At 46.5% G+C, this 16,445-nt stretch carries 19 protein-coding genes and 1 riboswitch; of the genes, 3 read left to right on the top strand and 16 right to left on the bottom strand.

Features of this window, described 5'->3' with window-relative positions:
- Window positions 1-87: 87 nt before the first annotated feature.
- The gene (locus tag ABZM97_RS07250; protein ID WP_087991042.1) at window positions 88-498 is read right to left on the bottom strand and encodes an organic hydroperoxide resistance protein; all 411 of its coding nucleotides are present in this window, start codon (window positions 496-498) and stop codon (window positions 88-90) included.
- A gap of 146 nt (window positions 499-644) precedes the next feature.
- Here ABZM97_RS07250 and ohrR point away from each other — a divergent pair, with 146 nt between their 5' ends.
- On the top strand, window positions 645-1,088 hold the full coding sequence (ohrR, locus tag ABZM97_RS07245) for an organic hydroperoxide resistance transcriptional regulator OhrR (protein WP_087990939.1): 444 nt from the start codon (window positions 645-647) through the stop codon (window positions 1,086-1,088).
- A 32-nt stretch (window positions 1,089-1,120) separates the two neighbouring features.
- Here the strand turns inward: ohrR and ABZM97_RS07240 are convergent, their stop codons facing one another.
- The 11 genes from ABZM97_RS07240 to ABZM97_RS07190 form a co-directional block, all read right to left on the bottom strand.
- Window positions 1,121-1,546 carry an organic hydroperoxide resistance protein gene (locus ABZM97_RS07240; RefSeq protein WP_087990938.1) on the bottom strand — a complete coding sequence of 142 codons (426 nt, stop codon included), beginning with the start codon at window positions 1,544-1,546 and terminating at the stop codon, window positions 1,121-1,123.
- A 131-nt stretch (window positions 1,547-1,677) separates the two neighbouring features.
- A complete protein-coding gene (gene proA / locus ABZM97_RS07235; protein WP_202328578.1) occupies window positions 1,678-2,925 on the bottom strand; it encodes a glutamate-5-semialdehyde dehydrogenase in 1,248 nt (415 codons plus the stop codon).
- An 11-nt stretch (window positions 2,926-2,936) separates the two neighbouring features.
- Window positions 2,937-4,034 carry a glutamate 5-kinase gene (gene proB, locus ABZM97_RS07230; protein WP_289346996.1) on the bottom strand — a complete coding sequence of 366 codons (1,098 nt, stop codon included), beginning with the start codon at window positions 4,032-4,034 and terminating at the stop codon, window positions 2,937-2,939.
- A 359-nt stretch (window positions 4,035-4,393) separates the two neighbouring features.
- Entirely contained in the window at window positions 4,394-5,296 is a 903-nt protein-coding gene (gene purU / locus ABZM97_RS07225) for a formyltetrahydrofolate deformylase (protein WP_087990935.1), read from the bottom strand.
- 70 nt (window positions 5,297-5,366) lie between these two features.
- Window positions 5,367-5,684 carry a multidrug efflux SMR transporter subunit YkkD gene (ykkD, locus tag ABZM97_RS07220; protein ID WP_087990934.1) on the bottom strand — a complete coding sequence of 106 codons (318 nt, stop codon included), beginning with the start codon at window positions 5,682-5,684 and terminating at the stop codon, window positions 5,367-5,369.
- Window positions 5,684-6,022 (bottom strand): multidrug efflux SMR transporter subunit YkkC, encoded by a 339-nt coding sequence (gene ykkC / locus ABZM97_RS07215; protein WP_087990933.1) that lies wholly within the window; start codon window positions 6,020-6,022, stop codon window positions 5,684-5,686. The genes ykkD and ykkC overlap by 1 nt, the downstream gene beginning before the upstream one ends.
- A gap of 77 nt (window positions 6,023-6,099) precedes the next feature.
- A riboswitch (guanidine-I (ykkC/yxkD leader) is annotated at window positions 6,100-6,211 on the bottom strand.
- A gap of 32 nt (window positions 6,212-6,243) precedes the next feature.
- A complete protein-coding gene (locus ABZM97_RS07210) occupies window positions 6,244-6,759 on the bottom strand; it encodes a GNAT family N-acetyltransferase (RefSeq protein WP_087990932.1) in 516 nt (171 codons plus the stop codon).
- Complete coding sequence (locus ABZM97_RS07205; protein WP_202328575.1) at window positions 6,749-7,276, bottom strand: DinB family protein; 528 nt, start codon at window positions 7,274-7,276, stop codon at window positions 6,749-6,751. The genes ABZM97_RS07210 and ABZM97_RS07205 overlap by 11 nt, the downstream gene beginning before the upstream one ends.
- 88 nt (window positions 7,277-7,364) lie before the next feature.
- On the bottom strand, window positions 7,365-8,096 hold the full coding sequence (locus ABZM97_RS07200) for a DUF421 domain-containing protein (protein WP_087990930.1): 732 nt from the start codon (window positions 8,094-8,096) through the stop codon (window positions 7,365-7,367).
- Between the two features lie 212 nt (window positions 8,097-8,308).
- Window positions 8,309-9,508 carry an NO-inducible flavohemoprotein gene (hmpA, locus tag ABZM97_RS07195; RefSeq protein WP_367387356.1) on the bottom strand — a complete coding sequence of 400 codons (1,200 nt, stop codon included), beginning with the start codon at window positions 9,506-9,508 and terminating at the stop codon, window positions 8,309-8,311.
- 245 nt (window positions 9,509-9,753) lie between these two features.
- Window positions 9,754-10,272: an acyl-CoA thioesterase gene (locus ABZM97_RS07190; protein ID WP_087991041.1), complete on the bottom strand. Its 519-nt coding sequence runs from the start codon at window positions 10,270-10,272 to the stop codon at window positions 9,754-9,756.
- A 182-nt stretch (window positions 10,273-10,454) separates the two neighbouring features.
- Here ABZM97_RS07190 and ABZM97_RS07185 point away from each other — a divergent pair, with 182 nt between their 5' ends.
- Window positions 10,455-11,315 (top strand): dimethylarginine dimethylaminohydrolase family protein, encoded by an 861-nt coding sequence (locus tag ABZM97_RS07185; protein ID WP_202328573.1) that lies wholly within the window; start codon window positions 10,455-10,457, stop codon window positions 11,313-11,315.
- A gap of 89 nt (window positions 11,316-11,404) precedes the next feature.
- Entirely contained in the window at window positions 11,405-12,454 is a 1,050-nt protein-coding gene (locus ABZM97_RS07180) for a lactonase family protein (protein ID WP_087990927.1), read from the top strand.
- 41 nt (window positions 12,455-12,495) lie between these two features.
- Here ABZM97_RS07180 and ABZM97_RS07175 read toward each other — a convergent pair whose 3' ends face one another.
- Genes ABZM97_RS07175 through ABZM97_RS07160 form a run of 4 tightly spaced genes read right to left on the bottom strand, consistent with a single transcriptional unit; the run spans window position 12,496 to window position 16,441 of the window.
- Window positions 12,496-13,485: an ABC transporter ATP-binding protein gene (locus tag ABZM97_RS07175; RefSeq protein WP_087990926.1), complete on the bottom strand. Its 990-nt coding sequence runs from the start codon at window positions 13,483-13,485 to the stop codon at window positions 12,496-12,498.
- A 12-nt stretch (window positions 13,486-13,497) separates the two neighbouring features.
- The gene (locus ABZM97_RS07170; protein ID WP_087990925.1) at window positions 13,498-14,388 is read right to left on the bottom strand and encodes a C40 family peptidase; all 891 of its coding nucleotides are present in this window, start codon (window positions 14,386-14,388) and stop codon (window positions 13,498-13,500) included.
- A gap of 17 nt (window positions 14,389-14,405) precedes the next feature.
- Window positions 14,406-15,485 (bottom strand): L-Ala-D/L-Glu epimerase, encoded by a 1,080-nt coding sequence (ykfB, locus tag ABZM97_RS07165; protein WP_202328572.1) that lies wholly within the window; start codon window positions 15,483-15,485, stop codon window positions 14,406-14,408.
- A complete protein-coding gene (locus ABZM97_RS07160; RefSeq protein WP_367387355.1) occupies window positions 15,482-16,441 on the bottom strand; it encodes an LD-carboxypeptidase in 960 nt (319 codons plus the stop codon). Before ABZM97_RS07160 ends, ykfB begins: the two co-directional genes overlap by 4 nt.
- Window positions 16,442-16,445: the final 4 nt, after the last annotated feature.

The following is a 16,445-nucleotide window of genomic DNA, read 5'->3' as shown; positions in this document are numbered from 1 at the left end:
ACATGTATTCACACTTCGAAAAGTTCATGCCCGCCTCGCATGCTTCCGCATAAAAAAACATCCTGAGAATCCTCAGGATGCCGGTCATTATTTTAATTCTAACGTTACCTCAATATTTCCTCTCGTAGCCTTTGAATAAGGACAGAATTCATGAGCAGCATTAACAAGCTCCTGTGCCTTGTCTCGATCCAAATCTTTCGTGTTCACCACAAGTGTGACGCCGATTTTAAACCCGTCGTCGCTCTCATCCTTCATAAGGCTGACCTGGCCTTCAATTTCGGAATCAATGGTAACATTTTGCTCTTTGGCCACGTGTTCGAGCGCGCCGCCGAAGCACGCAGCATATCCTGCCGCAAAGAGCTGTTCCGGGTTTGTGCCGGTTTGTCCTTCTTTTTTTGCATTAGGCATTACAATATCAAAATCAAGAACACCGTCATCTGATGTAATATGTCCTGCCCGTCCGCCGCGAGCGGTTGCTTTTGCTGTAAATAGTGCCATCATTCTCATCCTCCTTATTTCGATCTAGTTGTTATATTTCCCATTCTGAACTTTTTAAACATGCTCTGTTTGCCGAGAATAGGAAAAGTAGTGTTTTTCAGATACAATAGAATGGAATGGAATGACGGAAAGAGTTGGTGAACAAGATGGAAAATGAATTTGACCATATGAAATTGGAGAATCAGCTTTGTTTTTTGCTATATGCAAGTTCGCGGGAAATGACAAAGCAATACAAGCCGCTGCTTGACAAGCTGAATGTGACGTACCCTCAATATTTGGCCTTGCTATTGTTATGGGAACACGAAACGCTTACTGTCAAAAAAATGGGTGAGCTGCTGTATTTAGATTCGGGGACGCTCACTCCGATGCTAAAGCGAATGGAACAGCAGGATTTGATTACAAGAAAAAGGTCTGAAGAGGATGAACGGTCCGTGCTGATCAGCCTGACAGAGGACGGAGCGTTATTAAAAGAAAAAGCGGCTGACATTCCGGGAACGATCCTGGGGCTCTCAAAGCAGTCCGGGGAGGAACTGAAACTGTTAAAATCCGCTCTATATACATTGCTGGAAACACTTCATCAAAAAAATTGAGGATGCCTTTTATGAGGCATCCTCTTTTTCGTTTATTCAGCTACTTCAAGCGTAACATCGATATTTCCGGAAGTTGCTTTTGAATACGGGCAGACGCCGTGTGCTTTTTGCACAAGTGCCTGTAATTCTGATGCACTGATTCCTTTCCCTTTCACCTGAAGCGTCACACCCAGCTTGTAGCCTTGATCCGCTTCATCCTTTAACAGGCTGACATGCGCTGTAACCTCTGTTTCCACTTTCACTCGTTCTGTTCTTGCTACCAGCTGCAGCGCGCTGTCAAAGCAAGCTGCGTAACCTGCTGCAAACAGCTGCTCCGGATTTGTCGCTTTTTCTAATTTATTTGCTCTCGGTGTCCCCGGCATTGCGACATCAAGCTCAAGAACGCGGTCTGATGAAATTACCTTTCCTTCTCTTCCTCCTACCGCTGAAACAGTAGCTGTAAATAATGGCTGGCTCATTTTCCATTCCCCCAATATATATTTTATACAATTAAATTGTACACAATATAATTTGTGGTGTCAATTTTTCAGCGCACAAAAAAAAGCTTATCCCGGTGTGAGATAAGCTTTTTCATTGAACTTTGCTCCCGCTATTCGCGGATTTGCCCTGTTCCTTTAATGACGTATTTAGTAGAAGTCAGTGCAGGAAGCCCCATCGGCCCTCTTGCATGTAGCTTTTGCGTACTGATGCCGATTTCAGCTCCGTAGCCAAATTCAAAGCCGTCGGTAAAACGGGTTGACGCATTATGATAGACCGCAGCAGCGTCGACAGCCGTTTGAAAATAAACCGCATTCTTATCATCTTCAGTTAAAATCGCTTCTGAATGATTGGTGCCGTATTGTTGGATATGCTTCACAGCTTCTTGGACATTGTCAATCGTCTTTATGCTGAGGACAGGCGCTAAAAATTCTGTCTCCCAATCTTCTTCCGACGCTTGTTTGCTTGAAGGATGAAGTTCACACACAAATTCATCACCGCGAATGTCAACTCCCGCTTTTTCCAGTTGGGCAAGCAATTCTTTCCCGTGCTTCTCCGCCCACGCCTTGTGAATCAGCAATGATTCAATTGCATTACACACAGAAGGGCGCTGCGTTTTGGCATTTACAACAACCTTTTCCGCCATTTGCGGTTTGGCTGTCTCGTCAATGAAAATGTGGCAGTTTCCTGCTCCGGTTTCTAACACAGGCACTGTTGATTCTCTCACAACGAGATCGATCAGCTTTTTGCCTCCGCGCGGGATTAATACGTCTAAGCCATCATTTAACGTAAAGAGTTCTTTTGCCGTTTCTCTGCTCGTATCCTCAATCAGCTGTACGGCGTCAATTGGAAGCGGAGACTGCTCAAGCGCTCTGTGAATGACACTGACGAGGGCTTTGTTGCTGTGAATGGCTGAGGAGCTCCCCCGCAGGACAACCGCGTTTCCCGTTTTTAAGCAGAGGGTTGCCGCATCGACTGTAACGTTCGGTCTCGCTTCATAGATCATTCCGACCACACCAAGCGGAACACGGATTTTTTCGATAAGCAGGCCGTTCTCCTTTTCAATTGTTTCAAGTGATTCACCGACCGGATCTGCCAAATCAATTAAAAGCTCTACTGCGTCCGCTATATCACCAATGCGTTTCTCATCCAGTGTCAGGCGATCAATGATATCAGATGTTAAGCCATTGTTCTTTCCGTTCTCAATGTCTTTCGCATTTTCGGCTAAGAGAAAATCCTTTTCATGTCGGAGCCCGTTTGCAATGAGGCTGAGCGCCTCATTTTTTTCAGCCGTTGTTTTCATGATCAGTTCCGCTGCTGCTTCGTTTGCCAGCTTCGCTTTTACAGAAACTTCACTCATTTTTCCGCCTCCTAGTCTTTTAAATTGACCCAGTCATTCCTGTGGATCACCTCAAACGTTTTCTCAAAATCAAGTTCATCACTGCGTTTGCCTTTCGCCGCCACAATCTCCTCGGAGGAGTAATGCGTTTGGCCTTTTCCGATCACGCCGCCCGGCCCCCGGACTTCTACGACCGCCCCTTTTGGAAAACTTCCATTTACGCCCACTACGCCAGCCGGCAACAGGCTGCTTCCGTTATGGATCATCGCCTCCTCGGCACCCGCATCAATCACGATTTCTCCTGCTATTGGCGAGTGGAACTGAATCCACTGTCTCGTGTTGTTAACCGAGGACAGTTCTTTGTCTCCGATATAAGTGCCATCTCCCCTGCCATCCAAAATGTCCGCAAGCTTTTGCTCTCCGCTGCCTGTTCCAATGAACACTTTCACGCCAAGAGACAGCGCAGTTTGTGCGGCTAACAGCTTTGATTTCATACCGCCGGTGCCGACCTTTGATCCGGCTGAACCAGCATACCCCAGCAATTCGGGCGTGATCTCAGGCAAATCATCAAATCGTTTCGCCTCAGGATTTTCATTCGGATTGGCATCATACAGACCGTTGATATCAGTGAGAATCATGAGCTGGTCCGCATGAATCAATCCGCTGACTAACGCAGAAAGCATGTCATTATCCCCGAATGTCAATTCTTCAACAGATGTAGAGTCGTTTTCATTGATAATCGGAATGACGCCGCGCTCCAGTAATTCCATCATCGTTGCATACGCGTTTCGATACCGTTCTCTTTTCGAAAAATCATTTCTCGTTAAAAGGATCTGTCCCGGAGTCAGTGAGTATTGTTTGAATTGATTCATATATTGTTGCATTAACAGTGTTTGTCCGACCGCGGCCGCCGCTTGTTTTCCTTTAATGGTAACAGGGCGGGACGGATAACCGAGGCTGGAAAACCCCGCCGCTACGGCTCCCGAGGTAATCAGAATCATTTCATGTCCCGCTTTCTTCAACAGGGAAATAGCCTGAACATGCTCTCTGATTTTCGCCTCATCAATGCTTCCGTTGCTATTCGTGAGCGAACTGCTTCCTATTTTCACTACTATTCTTTGTTTTTTCATTTATTCTCCTCCGAGGCTCTTCGCCAGCCAACTTACAATAAAAAAACCCATTCGATCCTGATTCATAAGGACGAAATGGGTTTCCGTGGTGCCACCTTGATTGAACGCGCTTATGCACGCTCCGCTCTCCTGTAACGCCAGGTTATGCGCCTAGGTTTTCCCCCTAAGACTCCAAGGCAGGTTCGGCAGGTTTCATGCGGCAAAATGTTTCAGCGATTCATTTTGCTCTCTGTCACAGAAAGGTCTGCTTACTAATCCTCTTCAACGCTCAATGATTTTTTTATATTATGCAAAGAAAAAAGTCTCTTGTCAAGTTTTCGTCACCAAAAAATGCCCGCATAGCGCGGGCATTTTGCAGTCTAGTTAAAGACGATTGTTTTATTTTCATGAACGATGACGCGGTCTTCCAAATGCCATTTCACCGCACGCGCAAGCACGCTGCGTTCAATTGTTCTGCCGATGTTTTTCAGCGCTTCCGCATTGTCCCGGTGGTCCACACGCTCAATATCCTGTTCAATGATCGGCCCTTCGTCAAGATCGTTTGTGACATAGTGAGATGTCGCTCCGATCAGTTTCACGCCGCGCTCGTAAGCCCGTTTGTACGGATTCGCACCGATAAAAGCAGGCAGGAACGAATGGTGGATATTGATGATGCGATTCGGATGAGCCGAAACAAAGTCAGGTGTTAAGATCTGCATATAGCGAGCGAGAACAATTACGTCAATCTCGTATTGCTCAAGCAGTTCAAGCTGCTTCTTTTCGACTTCCGCTCTGATGTCTTTGTTCGCTTTCATATAGTGGAATGGAATGTTCAGCCGCTCTACCAACTCTCTCGCATCCTCATGGTTGCTGATGACAACAGCGATTTCCGCCATCAGGTTGCCGGTTTGCCATTCCCAAATCAGCTCATGCAGGCAATGAAGTTCCTTTGAAACAAAAATGGCGACACGCTTCAGCTCGCTTGCCAATGTTAAGCTCCATGTCATGTCGAAGTTTTCCGCTGTAGAGGCAAACGCCTCCTGCAGTGTTTCTTTTTTCTCACGAATGCCCGCGCAGTCGAATTCGATTCTCAGGAAGAACCGGCCGCCTTCAGGGTCTGTCGTATATTGGTTGGATTCTATAATATTGGCGCCGTGTTCAAATAAAAACGCGGAAACCGCAGAGACGATACCCGGCTGATCGGGACAGCTGACCAAAAGACGCCCTTTATCCTCATTTCCGTCACGGTATTCGTTTAACCGCTGGGTCATATATGATTTCATGAATAATCCCTCTTATCTTTGTAAGTCTAAACTATTTATCCATTATACTGAAGATTTGATAAAAATCAATTTATGACATCATTTTTAATCCAACCGCTGAGCATAAAATCAAAGCGATAAAGAAGATCCGTTTGGCGTCTTTCGGCTCCTTGTAAAAGAGGATGCCGATAAGCGCACCGCCGGCTGTGCCAATGCCTGTCCAGACAGCGTAAGCCGTGCCCATCGGAATGGTTTCCATGGCATACGACAGCAAGGAAAATGAAGCGGCAAAACCAACAATGATCAACAGCACCCATTTCACACTTTTTTCTTTCGCATATTGATTCATAAGGGCCACGCCGGCCATCTCCAAACAGCCCGCGCACAATAAACTGATCCAATGCAGCATTATGCCTCGCCTCCTTTTTCCTCTGTCTCATCCGGTGTCACAAGCTTCAATCCGATCACACCAATTAAGAGCACACCGATTAACAAAAGCTTCGGCCATCCAACCGGCTCATGAAACAGAATGATTTCACTCAGCACTGTTCCTGCCGTCCCGAGCCCGGTAAAGACGGCGTACACGGTTCCGACAGGCAGACTGTTTGTCGCTTTCATTAAAAGATAAAAGCTGACTATGATGCCGACGGCAGTGCCGCTCCATGTTAAAGCTGAGTCAGCATGCTTTAAGCCTACCACCCAAACAACTTCGAAAACGGCGGCAAGCACGACTAATCCCCATTTCATTTCAAGTCATTCCTTTCTTTCCAGTAAGATTCTCCGAAAACAAAAAAACCCCGGACAGTCGTCTCACATGAGATTGACTCTCCCGGGCTTTTTTCCCTCCGTGTGCATACACGCCTCTATTTACGCGTATGTGTTTCCTCTCGGACCAGTCCATGTCCATTAACATGCGGAACCCTAGAAAACTTTACCTGACATCATGATACTAAACTCAGCTCTATCTTTCAATTGTAAGATTTTCTTTCATATACTGCGATTGGTTTATTCCATTTTGTGATCGTTCTATCGTAAATCATGCCAATTTTCTCCGCTACCCGTATGGACGCTTTGTTATCAGGGTCAATCAAAGCCGCAATTGTGCCAAACTGCCGCTCGGTGAAGCCGTAGTCCAGGCAGGCCCGCGCCGCTTCTTGTGCATAGCCGTTCCCCCAGTGGCGGCGGGCAAACATATAGCCGATTTCCATTACGGTTTGATTTTCCACCTGCTGTGGTACGATGCCGCATTGCCCCAAAAAGTCCCCTGTCCGCTTATCTTCGGCGATCCACAGACTGACGCCGTACCCTTTTTCATTTCTTTTGTTCCAATTGATCCACTCGCGGGTTTGCCTTTTATCTTTTAAGCCGGAATAATATTTCATGACGTCAGGATCGTTAAAAAGCTCAAACAAAGAGGCTTGATCCTGATCTTCCATACAGCGCAAACGAATTCGGTCGGTCACAAGCTTCGTTTTAGCGCTCATATTTCACCATATCCTGCTTCCATTCTTTTTTGAGGGCTTCAATATGGGCTTGATGATAGCGGTTATGATCCGCCATATGCCAAATGCCCCACCGTATGGTCGCGGTGTCACTATCGTAAGAAAGCGGCTGATGCAAATCATTTTCAGTTAAGGTGTAACATACCGATTTCAGCTCGTTTACCACATGCCGATGTCTTTTCAGGAGTTCATCTAATCCGAGCTGATTCTCCGGTTCAGGCAGCCGTCCACTTTCATCTGTCATCGGGCCGTATGTCTGTTCAATATGATCCGGTATTCGATTCTCCTTGATACGCCAGACCCATCTGATATCAACATTTGCGATATGGTGCAAAAGCTGAGCCGTGCTGTTTTTTGTTTGGCAGCGCCCCTTATAATATAGTTCACTCTGTGTCATGTGACTTACAATAGAAGCCAGACGGAGACTGTTTTCTTCCACTGCGGAATATAATAGACTGACCGTCGGCGCCATGTCTTTTCTAATAGATAAGTCCTTCATGTTCACTTCCCCTCCTAACAAGGTACATTTGACACCAAACAAAAATTCCCTTTAAAAAAGAAAAAGCTCCCTTAAATAGAGAGCAGAATCAATTGTTATTTCCCGGTTTATATAAGTAGGGATCATGCTGCGGGCCGTTGGAGGAATTCACATCAAGCGAGATATCGCCATGGGCATTCATCGTGCCAAGTGTAATCGAGGATAGCCGTTTGGGGCTGTACCCTTTTTTCTCAAGCTGCTCAAACAGCCAGGATCTGTTTTTTTGAAGGTATTTTAAATTATGGTCAAGGATTTCGCCATCCAGTATGAGCGGAATCGGAATAAAATTCCGTTCAGCTTCCATATTCAAATCCCGTACCTGTACCGCTCTCGCTTCCTCTTTTGGGATGACGCTTACTTCTCCCGTTTCTTCAATGATGGCAAGATCAATGTCAGCCGGATCGGCATAGCCCTTTTCCCTTAGCTTTCCGAGCAGTTCATTAACAGTCAACCTTTCTTTGCGCAGCCCCTGTTCATCAATATCCCCGTTTCGGATTAATACAGTCGGGCTTACGACAAGCATCCATCTCCATTTATTAGAAAGGGAGAGTTTGGTCATCAGAAGATAAAGCACTAAAAAAGAGCCCGCGTAATAAATCGACATTGGCAGCTTGGATGTAAGAATCGGTTCACTGATAATCGTACCAATCGCGAAGGTCAAAAGCAGATCAAAATTGTTCATTTGTGACACGGCTTTTTTACCGGCAAGCCGAAACAGAATATACGCAATCGAAAATACGATAACTGGCTTCAGTAAAAATGCCCATACCATCCATAACACTGATCTTTACCTCCATCCGCTCGTTATATTGTGCCTATTGTTCCCTGAGGCATATCCTCTATGCATCAACCCTTTTATCCGGCCTTAAATAGGCGAATATCTCTGGCGGCGGGGAGTCAGTATCGTTGGAGGATGCAGAAACAGTCGCCTGTCTGCCACTACTTTCACGATAAAAAACTCTTCTCTATAGTGAGAAGAGTTCGCGGGGATGCTCAAACGGATTGCTCCAAACTTAATTGTGGGCCAAACAGCTCGTAATGGATAGAATCCGGAGCTGATCCGAGTTTTGACACAAGCTGATGCATCGCCGTAATAAATGACGGTGAACCGCAAATATAATAATCCGCATCTGTATTGATAATCAGTTCTTTGAGGAACTGATTATCAATCTGTCCTTCATGAAACAGAAGGTCACCTGCACGGTCTTGCTCTGTCGGCTCGCGATACACAAATGCGGTTTTGACAGAAGAATGGTTTGCCGCTTCTTCCACTTCATGGCGCAATGCGTGGTATTCACTGTTTTTCGCGGCATGAATGAAAAGAATCTGCCGTTCAGGCTGCTTGGAAACAGACGTTTTCAGCATGCTGATCATTGGTGTTATGCCAACTCCGGCACTGATCAGAACAAGATCTTTTTGTGATGAAGGATCTAAAACAAAGTCCCCCGCCGGTGCGCTGATCTCTATTAAATCTCCCTCATGTAGTCCATCGTGTAAATACGTAGACACGGCACCGTCTTTCTTCACTGAAATTCGATAATTGTCTTTTCCCGGCATATCAGACAGGCTGTATTGACGGATTTGCGTATATTCAGCATCAGGAATCCGCACTTTGATGCTGATATACTGCCCCGCTTGAAATTCAGGTAACGGCTTGCCGTCTTCCGGCTTCAAATAGAAGGATATAATTTCTTTACTTTCACGCTCTTTTTTTGCGATGACAAATGGCTTATACTCCTTCCAGCCGCCGGCTTGCTCCTCCGCCTGCTCATACATTTCTTTTTCAATTCCGATGAACGCGTCAGCGATTACTCCGTACGCTTTCTCCCATGCCTGCATAATGTCAGGTGTCGCAGCGTCTCCTAGAACATCTTTAATCGCAATCAGCAAGTATTTGCCGACGATCGGATAATGTTCAGCCTTGATTCCGATACTGCGGTGCTTGTGGCCGATTTGTTTGACGACCGGAATGATATTTCCGAGCTGGTCAATATTTGCTGCAGCTGCAATAACGGCATTTGCAAGGGCAGTGCGCTGTGTTTTTTTCTTTTGGTTTGTTTGATTAAAAATGTTCAGAAGCTCTGGATGGCCTTGGAACATCAGATCGTAAAAACGGCCAGTGATGGCTTCTCCATGCTGTTGTAATAAGGGTACAGTGCTTTTAATGATTTCGATTGTTTTATTATCTAACATTTCATAAACAATCCTTTCAAAAGATGTATTTAAAATATATCTTTAAGATACAAGATCTCGCGGATAAAAGATATATCCAAAATGAATCTTTAATAAAGTTGTCACAAGATTTTCAATTTCTCGTGACAATTGTTGCTTTTTTATAGAATCCCCTAGCAAAAACGGACTAACCTTTGTAATGATCACCATAAGAAAGGTGCAAAGCACAAAAAAACCCAAAACAACATATGTTTTGGGTTTAACATTTACCAAGGCCTTTCAGTTCCGAGCGCATTTGCAAGGGCCTGGCTGTGCTTTTTGCGGTTTTTTCGTTCATTGGCGCGCTGAACCGCCGTATTATGCAGCATGATTTCTTCTTCTGTTTCCGGTACAACTCTCGGCACAGGCACCGGCTTGCCATTTGAATCCAATGCGACAAATGTCAAAAAGGATGTCGCGGCGAGTTCCCGTTCGCCAGTCATCAGGTGCTCCTTAATGACTTTTACAAACACCTCCATGGACGATGTGCCGACCCATGTCACATATGACTCTAAGCAGACAGACTCCTTTTGGCCGATCGGCTTCAGAAAATCCACTGAGTCCATCGAAGCGGTTACTGTTTCACGTCTGCAATGGCGCGCCGCGGAAATTGAAGCAATGTCGTCAATATAACTCATTAATTTTCCGCCAAACAGCGTGTTATGGTTGTTCGTATCAAGCGGGAACACCCTGCTGGTTTTTACAACCTTTGACTCTTTACAAAATCTTGTTTCCGGTGTTTCCATATCTTTCTCCCCTTTGATGTCTGATCGTTTAGCTACATGCACTTATATTCTCCTATTAAACAATATTCTCTGCCATTTGTCTAAAATTTAAAATGGTTTGCCTGTCTTCTTTCCAACACGTTTAATGATTTTGGTGATGGGAAATAATACCTGTATTCTTCAATCGGTCAGGAGGAGAACCAATGGAAGCATCCATCCCGAAACAACAGCACAAAACGGTATGCCGAACGGAATACGGCGCACTTGAGAAAGTCATTTTATGCAGACCGGAGCATATGACGATAAAAGATGTCATAAACGAAACACAAAAACATTTTGAAGATGACAATATTCATGTGAAAACCGCTGCAGATCAGCACAACCGCTTTATTGAAGCACTCAGGTCACACAACATCGAAGTCATCCTTTTGCCCGTCCGCAAAGGACTCCCCGAGCAGGTCTTCACCCGGGACATAGGGTTTGTCATCGGAGAAAAAGCCTTCCTCTCGAGCATGAATGAGCCGATTCGCCAAGGGGAAGAATCGGTCATAAAAGATTTTTTTCACAGTCAAGGCATTCCTTACACCCGTATGCTTGATACAAGCATTGAAGGCGGTGATGTCATTGTCGATGGTAAGATCGTCTACGTCGGAATCAGCCAGCGCACGGATATGTCAGCCATCGGCCAGCTGGAAAAGGCGCTTCCTGACTATACAGTCGTTCCCGTTCACCTGCATGAAAAATATTTGCATTTGGACTGCGTATTTAACATCGTATCTGAAAACGAAGCGTTAATTTATCCTCAAGCCCTTGAGCCAGAGGAAGTTGATATGCTGGCAAAACGTTATGATCTCATTGAAGTGCCAGAGGATGAACAATTTACGCTCGGAACCAACGTCCTTTCCATTGGAAGAAAAACAATTATCAGCCTCCCTTGCAACCGCCATGTCAATCAGCAGTTATCAAATAGAGGCTATCACATCATCGAAATTGACCTTACAGAAATTATTAAATCAGGCGGCTCCTTCCGGTGCTGTACGATGCCGCTGATGCGCGGCGAATGATCAATATTCCCCTTTTTCAAGTTTTGAACAGCTTATTTTATCAAGATACGTTAATATAGAGGTGACATCATTTTTAAGGGGGCATTCGCATGACAAAGTACATAGGGTATGTCGGAACATATACAAAAGGCGGAAGCGAAGGGGTTTATTCATTTGAGCTTGATACTGAGAAAAAAACACTCAGCGAGCCAAAGCTTGCCGCTAAGCTGGGCAACCCCACATATGTGACGCCGAATAAAGACAACACCATTCTTTATTCCATTGAAAAAGCAGATGGCCAAGGCGGAGTTGCTGCTTATAAAATTGATCAAAACAGCGGCGAATTGACATTTCTGAATCATCAGTTAATTGACGGCCCATCGCCGTGCCACGTAAACGCCGATGAACATAATCAATTCGTATTGACAGCCAACTATCACAGCGGGAAAATCCACGCTTTTCCGATTCAGGAAGACGGGAGCTTACAATCACCTGCTTCAGAAGCCGCTCACACAGGAAAAGGGCCGCACGAAAGGCAAGAAAAACCGCATATACATTACGCGGGGTTCACACCTGAACACAATTATGTCGTAGCGGTTGACTTAGGAATCGATAAGCTGTACACCTATAAAATGGAAGACGGAGTATTGACTGAATCCGGAAGCCATGCCTTCGCTCCCGGCACAGGACCTCGCCATATCGCTTTTCATCCGAAAGAAAAATACGCTTACGTGATGACAGAATTAAGCAATGAAGTGATTGCGCTTGAATATAATCCGACAGCCGGCGAATTCAGAGAAACCCAGGTCGTCTCTGCCATTCCTGATGATTTTACGGATAACAGCCAAGGAAGCGCAATTCATGTCACACAGGACGGCCGTTTTGTTTACGTCGCAAACCGCGGCCATGACAGTATCGCTGTATTTGAAGTGAATCAATATTCAGGCGAGCTGGCATTCGTAGAAAGAGTCTCGACAGAAGGAAACTGGCCTCGCGACTTCGTCCTTGATCCAACGGAAGCGTTTCTTGTTGCTTCAAATGAAGAAACAGGCAATCTTGTCCTGTTTGAAAGAGACAAAGAAACCGGCCGATTGACAGTGCTTCCTTCAACTGTTTCCGTCCCTTACCCGGTTTGTGTGAAATTTTTACATCAAGCATAAAAACAAAGACTGGCTCCGCAAAGCGGGCCAGTCTTTTTGGTTTATCTCACCTTTTCTTTCGTATCAGCATTTCGATACAAATGGCAAGCGACAAATCGGCCGGCTTCGATTTCTTGAAGCTGGGGACGGGATTCCCCGCATTCTGGCATCGCCTCCGGACAGCGGGTCCGAAACACGCAGCCGCTCGGCGGATTGACCGGGCTCGGCAGCTCCCCTTTTAAGAGGATGCGCTCGCGCTTGTCCTCCAATTCAGGGTCTGGAATCGGAATCGAGGATAAAAGCGCCTTTGTATAGGGATGCAGCGGTTCACGATACAGGATACCGCTCTCTGTGATTTCCATCATGTGCCCTAAGTACATGACACCAATCCTGTCACTGATATGCTTCACCATCGAAAGATCATGGGCGATAAATAAAAACGTGAGCCCTTTTTCTTTTTGAAGCCGCTTCAGTAGGTTGACGACCTGCGCCTGGACCGAGACATCAAGTGCAGAAATCGGTTCGTCCGCCACGATAAATTCAGGATTCAGCGACAGTGCTCTGGCAATCCCAATTCGCTGTCTTTGTCCGCCGCTGAATTCATGGGGATAACGGCTGCCAAAATCGGGGTGAAGCCCCACTGCCTCAAGCAGCTCGTCCACGATGAGAAGCCGAGCTTCATGCGTATTGTAAAGGTTGTGAATTTCCATAGGCTCCAAAATGATGTCTCGAACAGTCATGCGCGGGTTAAGCGAAGCATAAGGATCCTGAAAAATCATCTGCAGCTTGCGGTTGAAGGCAAACTGCTCTTTGACACTTAGTGCGTGAAGGTTCGTTCCGCGGTATTTCACACTTCCTTCTGTCGGCTGATACAGGCGCATCAGCACTCTTCCCAAGGTTGATTTCCCGCATCCTGACTCTCCGACAAGCCCGAACGTTTCTCCTTCACGAATCTGAAAGGTGATCCCGTCGACAGCTTTGACTGTCCGCTTTTTTCCTGCGTCAAAATGCATTTTCAGCTGGCTGACCTCCAACAAAGGCAGTGGCGTCATTTGTCTCCCTCCTTATTCTGAAAAACAGCGGCGCACCGCACATCGTTCTTTTTCATAAATTGTCTCTTTTAATGTAAGGATTTCAATTGATTTTCCTGTCTTTGGAGAATGAAGCATTTTCCCGCCGCCTACGGACAGACCGACGTGATGAATCGCTCCTTTTCCTTCCTCATAAGCAAAAAACAGCAGATCACCGGCTTTCATATCATCAAGCGGAACATCTTCCCCCGCCTTTGCCTGATCTCCCGCATCACGGGGGATGTTGTATCCATTGGCCTTAAATATACTGTACATAAACCCGGAGCAATCAAACCCAAACCCGCTGATCCCTCCCCACAGGTATGGAAGCCCGAGAAAAAAAGCCCCCGTTTGAACGATGTCTTCAGCAGTCCCTTTCTGTTCGCGGACAGGCACTGCATCACTTTGCTTCACAAACCTTTCCCCAAAAACGGTCGAAACCTTAAAATATCCGTTTTCTTCTGCAATGAGGGGGAGAACCGTCAAAAAGCTCAATTCGATCTCCTTTTCTCCATTACTTTTGTACAAAAAGGCAGCTGGTTTACTGATCATGACCTCGTTTTGTATATGGATAGGACTTGTTTTTTTCAGCTGGTTCTTTTTCATCCAGCCCGGATATCCGCGCGGATCTTTTCGGGATGGCTGGCTCGGCACAATGACAGAAACCCATTCGTCCTGTTCCGCCGTCACCAGTACCTTTTCGCCAAAGAGAACCTGAGTTTGGATGATATTGTCTGCACATAATCCAAGCCGCTCATCATACGTCATGCGCTCCAGCCAGTCTCTGATCAATACGGTCGGACGAAGCATCACTTGATCAGATGGACGCGGCGATTCAGGCGCTGTCCAGATGTTGGCCACTGCTGAGATGACAGTGTGCATCATGGTTTTATTTCCCCTTTCTATAGCGCAGCTCCGGTGATTCCGAGACCCGGTCTGTCAGGCATCGCAATCGTGCTGCCGCTGTATGTGATGCCGCCTTTGATGATATCTGTTTTCAGCATCAGCGGCGCGTCAAAATCAAACCTTGTGATGTTTTTTTGGCTTGCGGCGAAATGTGCCGCGGCCGTAATGCCCAGCTTCGTTTCGATCATGCTGCCGACCATGCACTCCACTCCGCACGCCTCAGCCATGGCATTGATTTTCTCTGCTCCGCTGATGCCGCCCGCTTTCATCAATTTAATATTGATTAAGTCTGCGCTCCGCGTTTGAAGAACTTCGAACGCCTGACGCGGCGTAAAAACACTTTCATCGGCCATAATCGGCGTGGCTGTCGCATCTGTTACCTTTTTAAGCCCAACGAGATCATCTTTAAGGACAGGCTGTTCGACAAGCTCAATACCAAGACCTGTATCCTCCATTTTCTGAATCGCTGTTACTGCTTCCTTCGGCGTCCATCCCTGGTTGGCGTCTAAACGAAGTTTCACGGCTGGTCCGACACGTTTTCTGATTTCTTGGATACGGGCGATATCTGTTGCGATATCATCTTTGCCGACCTTTATTTTCAGTGTTTGAAAGCCTTGTTTGAGATAATGCTCGGCATCCTCTGCCATCTCTTCAGGTGAGTTGACACTGACGGTATAATCTGTTTCCAGCGTATCCCGGTATCCGCCGAGCATTTGGTAAAGCGGCAGTCCGCACATCTGCGCCCAGCCGTCGTATACCGCCATTTCCACAGCCGCCTTCGCGCTCTGGTTTCCTGTAAGGAGATGCTGGATGTCATGCAAAATGGCCCCACAGCCAGACAGGCTTTTTCCAAGCAGTGCCGGTTTCAAGACATTGTGAATCGCACTTTCAATACTATCCATGCTGTCTCCTGTAATCACCATCGTTGGAGGTGCTTCCCCCCATCCGATGGCGCCGCTGTCATAAGTGATCCTTACAATGACCGATTCAGCCGTATATACAGTGCGAAGTGCGGTTTTAAACGGTTTTGTCAGCGGTACGGCGATTCGACTTGTGTCTATTTGAATGATTTTCATGTCTTCAGCGCCCCTTCTGAAACGCCTGCCTCAATAACGACTGTTTTTTCTGCTGTATTCATAGCAGCTTGCGCGCCTACCGGTACGGCGATACTCGGTGAACAGTGGCCGATTTTAAAACCTCTCAGTGCAGGCTTGCCCGCCGATACAATATAGTCTTCAAGCACTTGCTCAAGTGAGAGGGACTTCTCTCTTTTCACCGGGACACAGTTATGAAAATCACACACAAGAATTCCGGCTGCGTCCGTCAGTTTCCCTGCCATTTTCAGCTGATTCAGCATCCGGTCGATTTGGTAAGGCTCCTCGTCAATATCTTCAATAAACAGCAGCTTCCCTCTCGTATCCATTTCAAACGGCGTGCCCAGCGTAGACGTCAGCAAAGAGAGATTTCCTCCGACAAGCTCCCCTTCCGCTTTTCCGGGAACAAGCACGGTCAGCGGTGAAAGCTCTTCTGTATAGGTGAATTCCGTCTCTCGGAAGAGCTGCTCATACGACGCTTTTGTCAGCGGGTGAACGTCGTCGAGGCCAATATCTGAACTGAGCATCGGGCCGTGGAAGGTGACAAGACCTGTGTTTTGATGGATGGCAGTATGTAAAAACGTAATATCGCTGTATCCCCAAAAGATTTTAGGATGTTTGCGGATTAAGCTGAAATCAATGCCGGCGGCGATACGTCCTGTCCCAAAACCCCCGCATGCGCACAGCACTGCTTTTACCTCCTCGTCTCTGAACATCTCATGGAGATCAGCCAGCCGCTCATCATCCTGTCCCGCTAAATAGCCGTGCTGGTTTTTCAGCGCCTTGCCCAATTTCACCTTTACACCGAGCTCTTCTAAAAATAAAAGCGCGGTTTCAAGCTTTTTTGGATCCGGCGGGCTTGCGGGCGCGATCACTCCAACTGTATCACCCTTTTTAAGCGCTTTTGGCTTGTGATTCAACTGAACCACTCCTTTCATTTGC

It is taken from the genome of Bacillus vallismortis (assembly GCF_040784915.1).
GTDB classification, from domain to species: domain Bacteria; phylum Bacillota; class Bacilli; order Bacillales; family Bacillaceae; genus Bacillus; species Bacillus subtilis_G.
The sequence above is the reverse complement of the archived record's forward strand: the minus strand, read 5'-3'. Positions and strand labels throughout refer to the sequence as shown.

What these genes read in the sequence shown, in the direction of transcription:
- ABZM97_RS07250 (WP_087991042.1), bottom strand. Translation starts at nt 498, where the DNA reads ATGGCACTATTTACAGCAAAAGCAACCGCTCGCGGCGGACGGGCAGGA.
- ohrR (WP_087990939.1), top strand. Translation starts at nt 645, where the DNA reads ATGGAAAATGAATTTGACCATATGAAATTGGAGAATCAGCTTTGTTTT.
- ABZM97_RS07240 (WP_087990938.1), bottom strand. Translation starts at nt 1,546, where the DNA reads ATGAGCCAGCCATTATTTACAGCTACTGTTTCAGCGGTAGGAGGAAGA.
- proA (WP_202328578.1), bottom strand. Translation starts at nt 2,925, where the DNA reads ATGAGTGAAGTTTCTGTAAAAGCGAAGCTGGCAAACGAAGCAGCAGCG.
- proB (WP_289346996.1), bottom strand. Translation starts at nt 4,034, where the DNA reads ATGAAAAAACAAAGAATAGTAGTGAAAATAGGAAGCAGTTCGCTCACG.
- purU (WP_087990935.1), bottom strand. Translation starts at nt 5,296, where the DNA reads ATGAAATCATATATGACCCAGCGGTTAAACGAATACCGTGACGGAAAT.
- ykkD (WP_087990934.1), bottom strand. Translation starts at nt 5,684, where the DNA reads ATGCTGCATTGGATCAGTTTATTGTGCGCGGGCTGTTTGGAGATGGCC.
- ykkC (WP_087990933.1), bottom strand. Translation starts at nt 6,022, where the DNA reads ATGAAATGGGGATTAGTCGTGCTTGCCGCCGTTTTCGAAGTTGTTTGG.
- ABZM97_RS07210 (WP_087990932.1), bottom strand. Translation starts at nt 6,759, where the DNA reads ATGAGCGCTAAAACGAAGCTTGTGACCGACCGAATTCGTTTGCGCTGT.
- ABZM97_RS07205 (WP_202328575.1), bottom strand. Translation starts at nt 7,276, where the DNA reads ATGAAGGACTTATCTATTAGAAAAGACATGGCGCCGACGGTCAGTCTA.
- hmpA (WP_367387356.1), bottom strand. Translation starts at nt 9,508, where the DNA reads ATGTTAGATAATAAAACAATCGAAATCATTAAAAGCACTGTACCCTTA.
- ABZM97_RS07190 (WP_087991041.1), bottom strand. Translation starts at nt 10,272, where the DNA reads ATGGAAACACCGGAAACAAGATTTTGTAAAGAGTCAAAGGTTGTAAAA.
- ABZM97_RS07185 (WP_202328573.1), top strand. Translation starts at nt 10,455, where the DNA reads ATGGAAGCATCCATCCCGAAACAACAGCACAAAACGGTATGCCGAACG.
- ABZM97_RS07180 (WP_087990927.1), top strand. Translation starts at nt 11,405, where the DNA reads ATGACAAAGTACATAGGGTATGTCGGAACATATACAAAAGGCGGAAGC.
- ABZM97_RS07175 (WP_087990926.1), bottom strand. Translation starts at nt 13,485, where the DNA reads ATGACGCCACTGCCTTTGTTGGAGGTCAGCCAGCTGAAAATGCATTTT.
- ABZM97_RS07170 (WP_087990925.1), bottom strand. Translation starts at nt 14,388, where the DNA reads ATGATGCACACTGTCATCTCAGCAGTGGCCAACATCTGGACAGCGCCT.
- ykfB (WP_202328572.1), bottom strand. Translation starts at nt 15,485, where the DNA reads ATGAAAATCATTCAAATAGACACAAGTCGAATCGCCGTACCGCTGACA.
- ABZM97_RS07160 (WP_367387355.1), bottom strand. Translation starts at nt 16,441, where the DNA reads ATGAAAGGAGTGGTTCAGTTGAATCACAAGCCAAAAGCGCTTAAAAAG.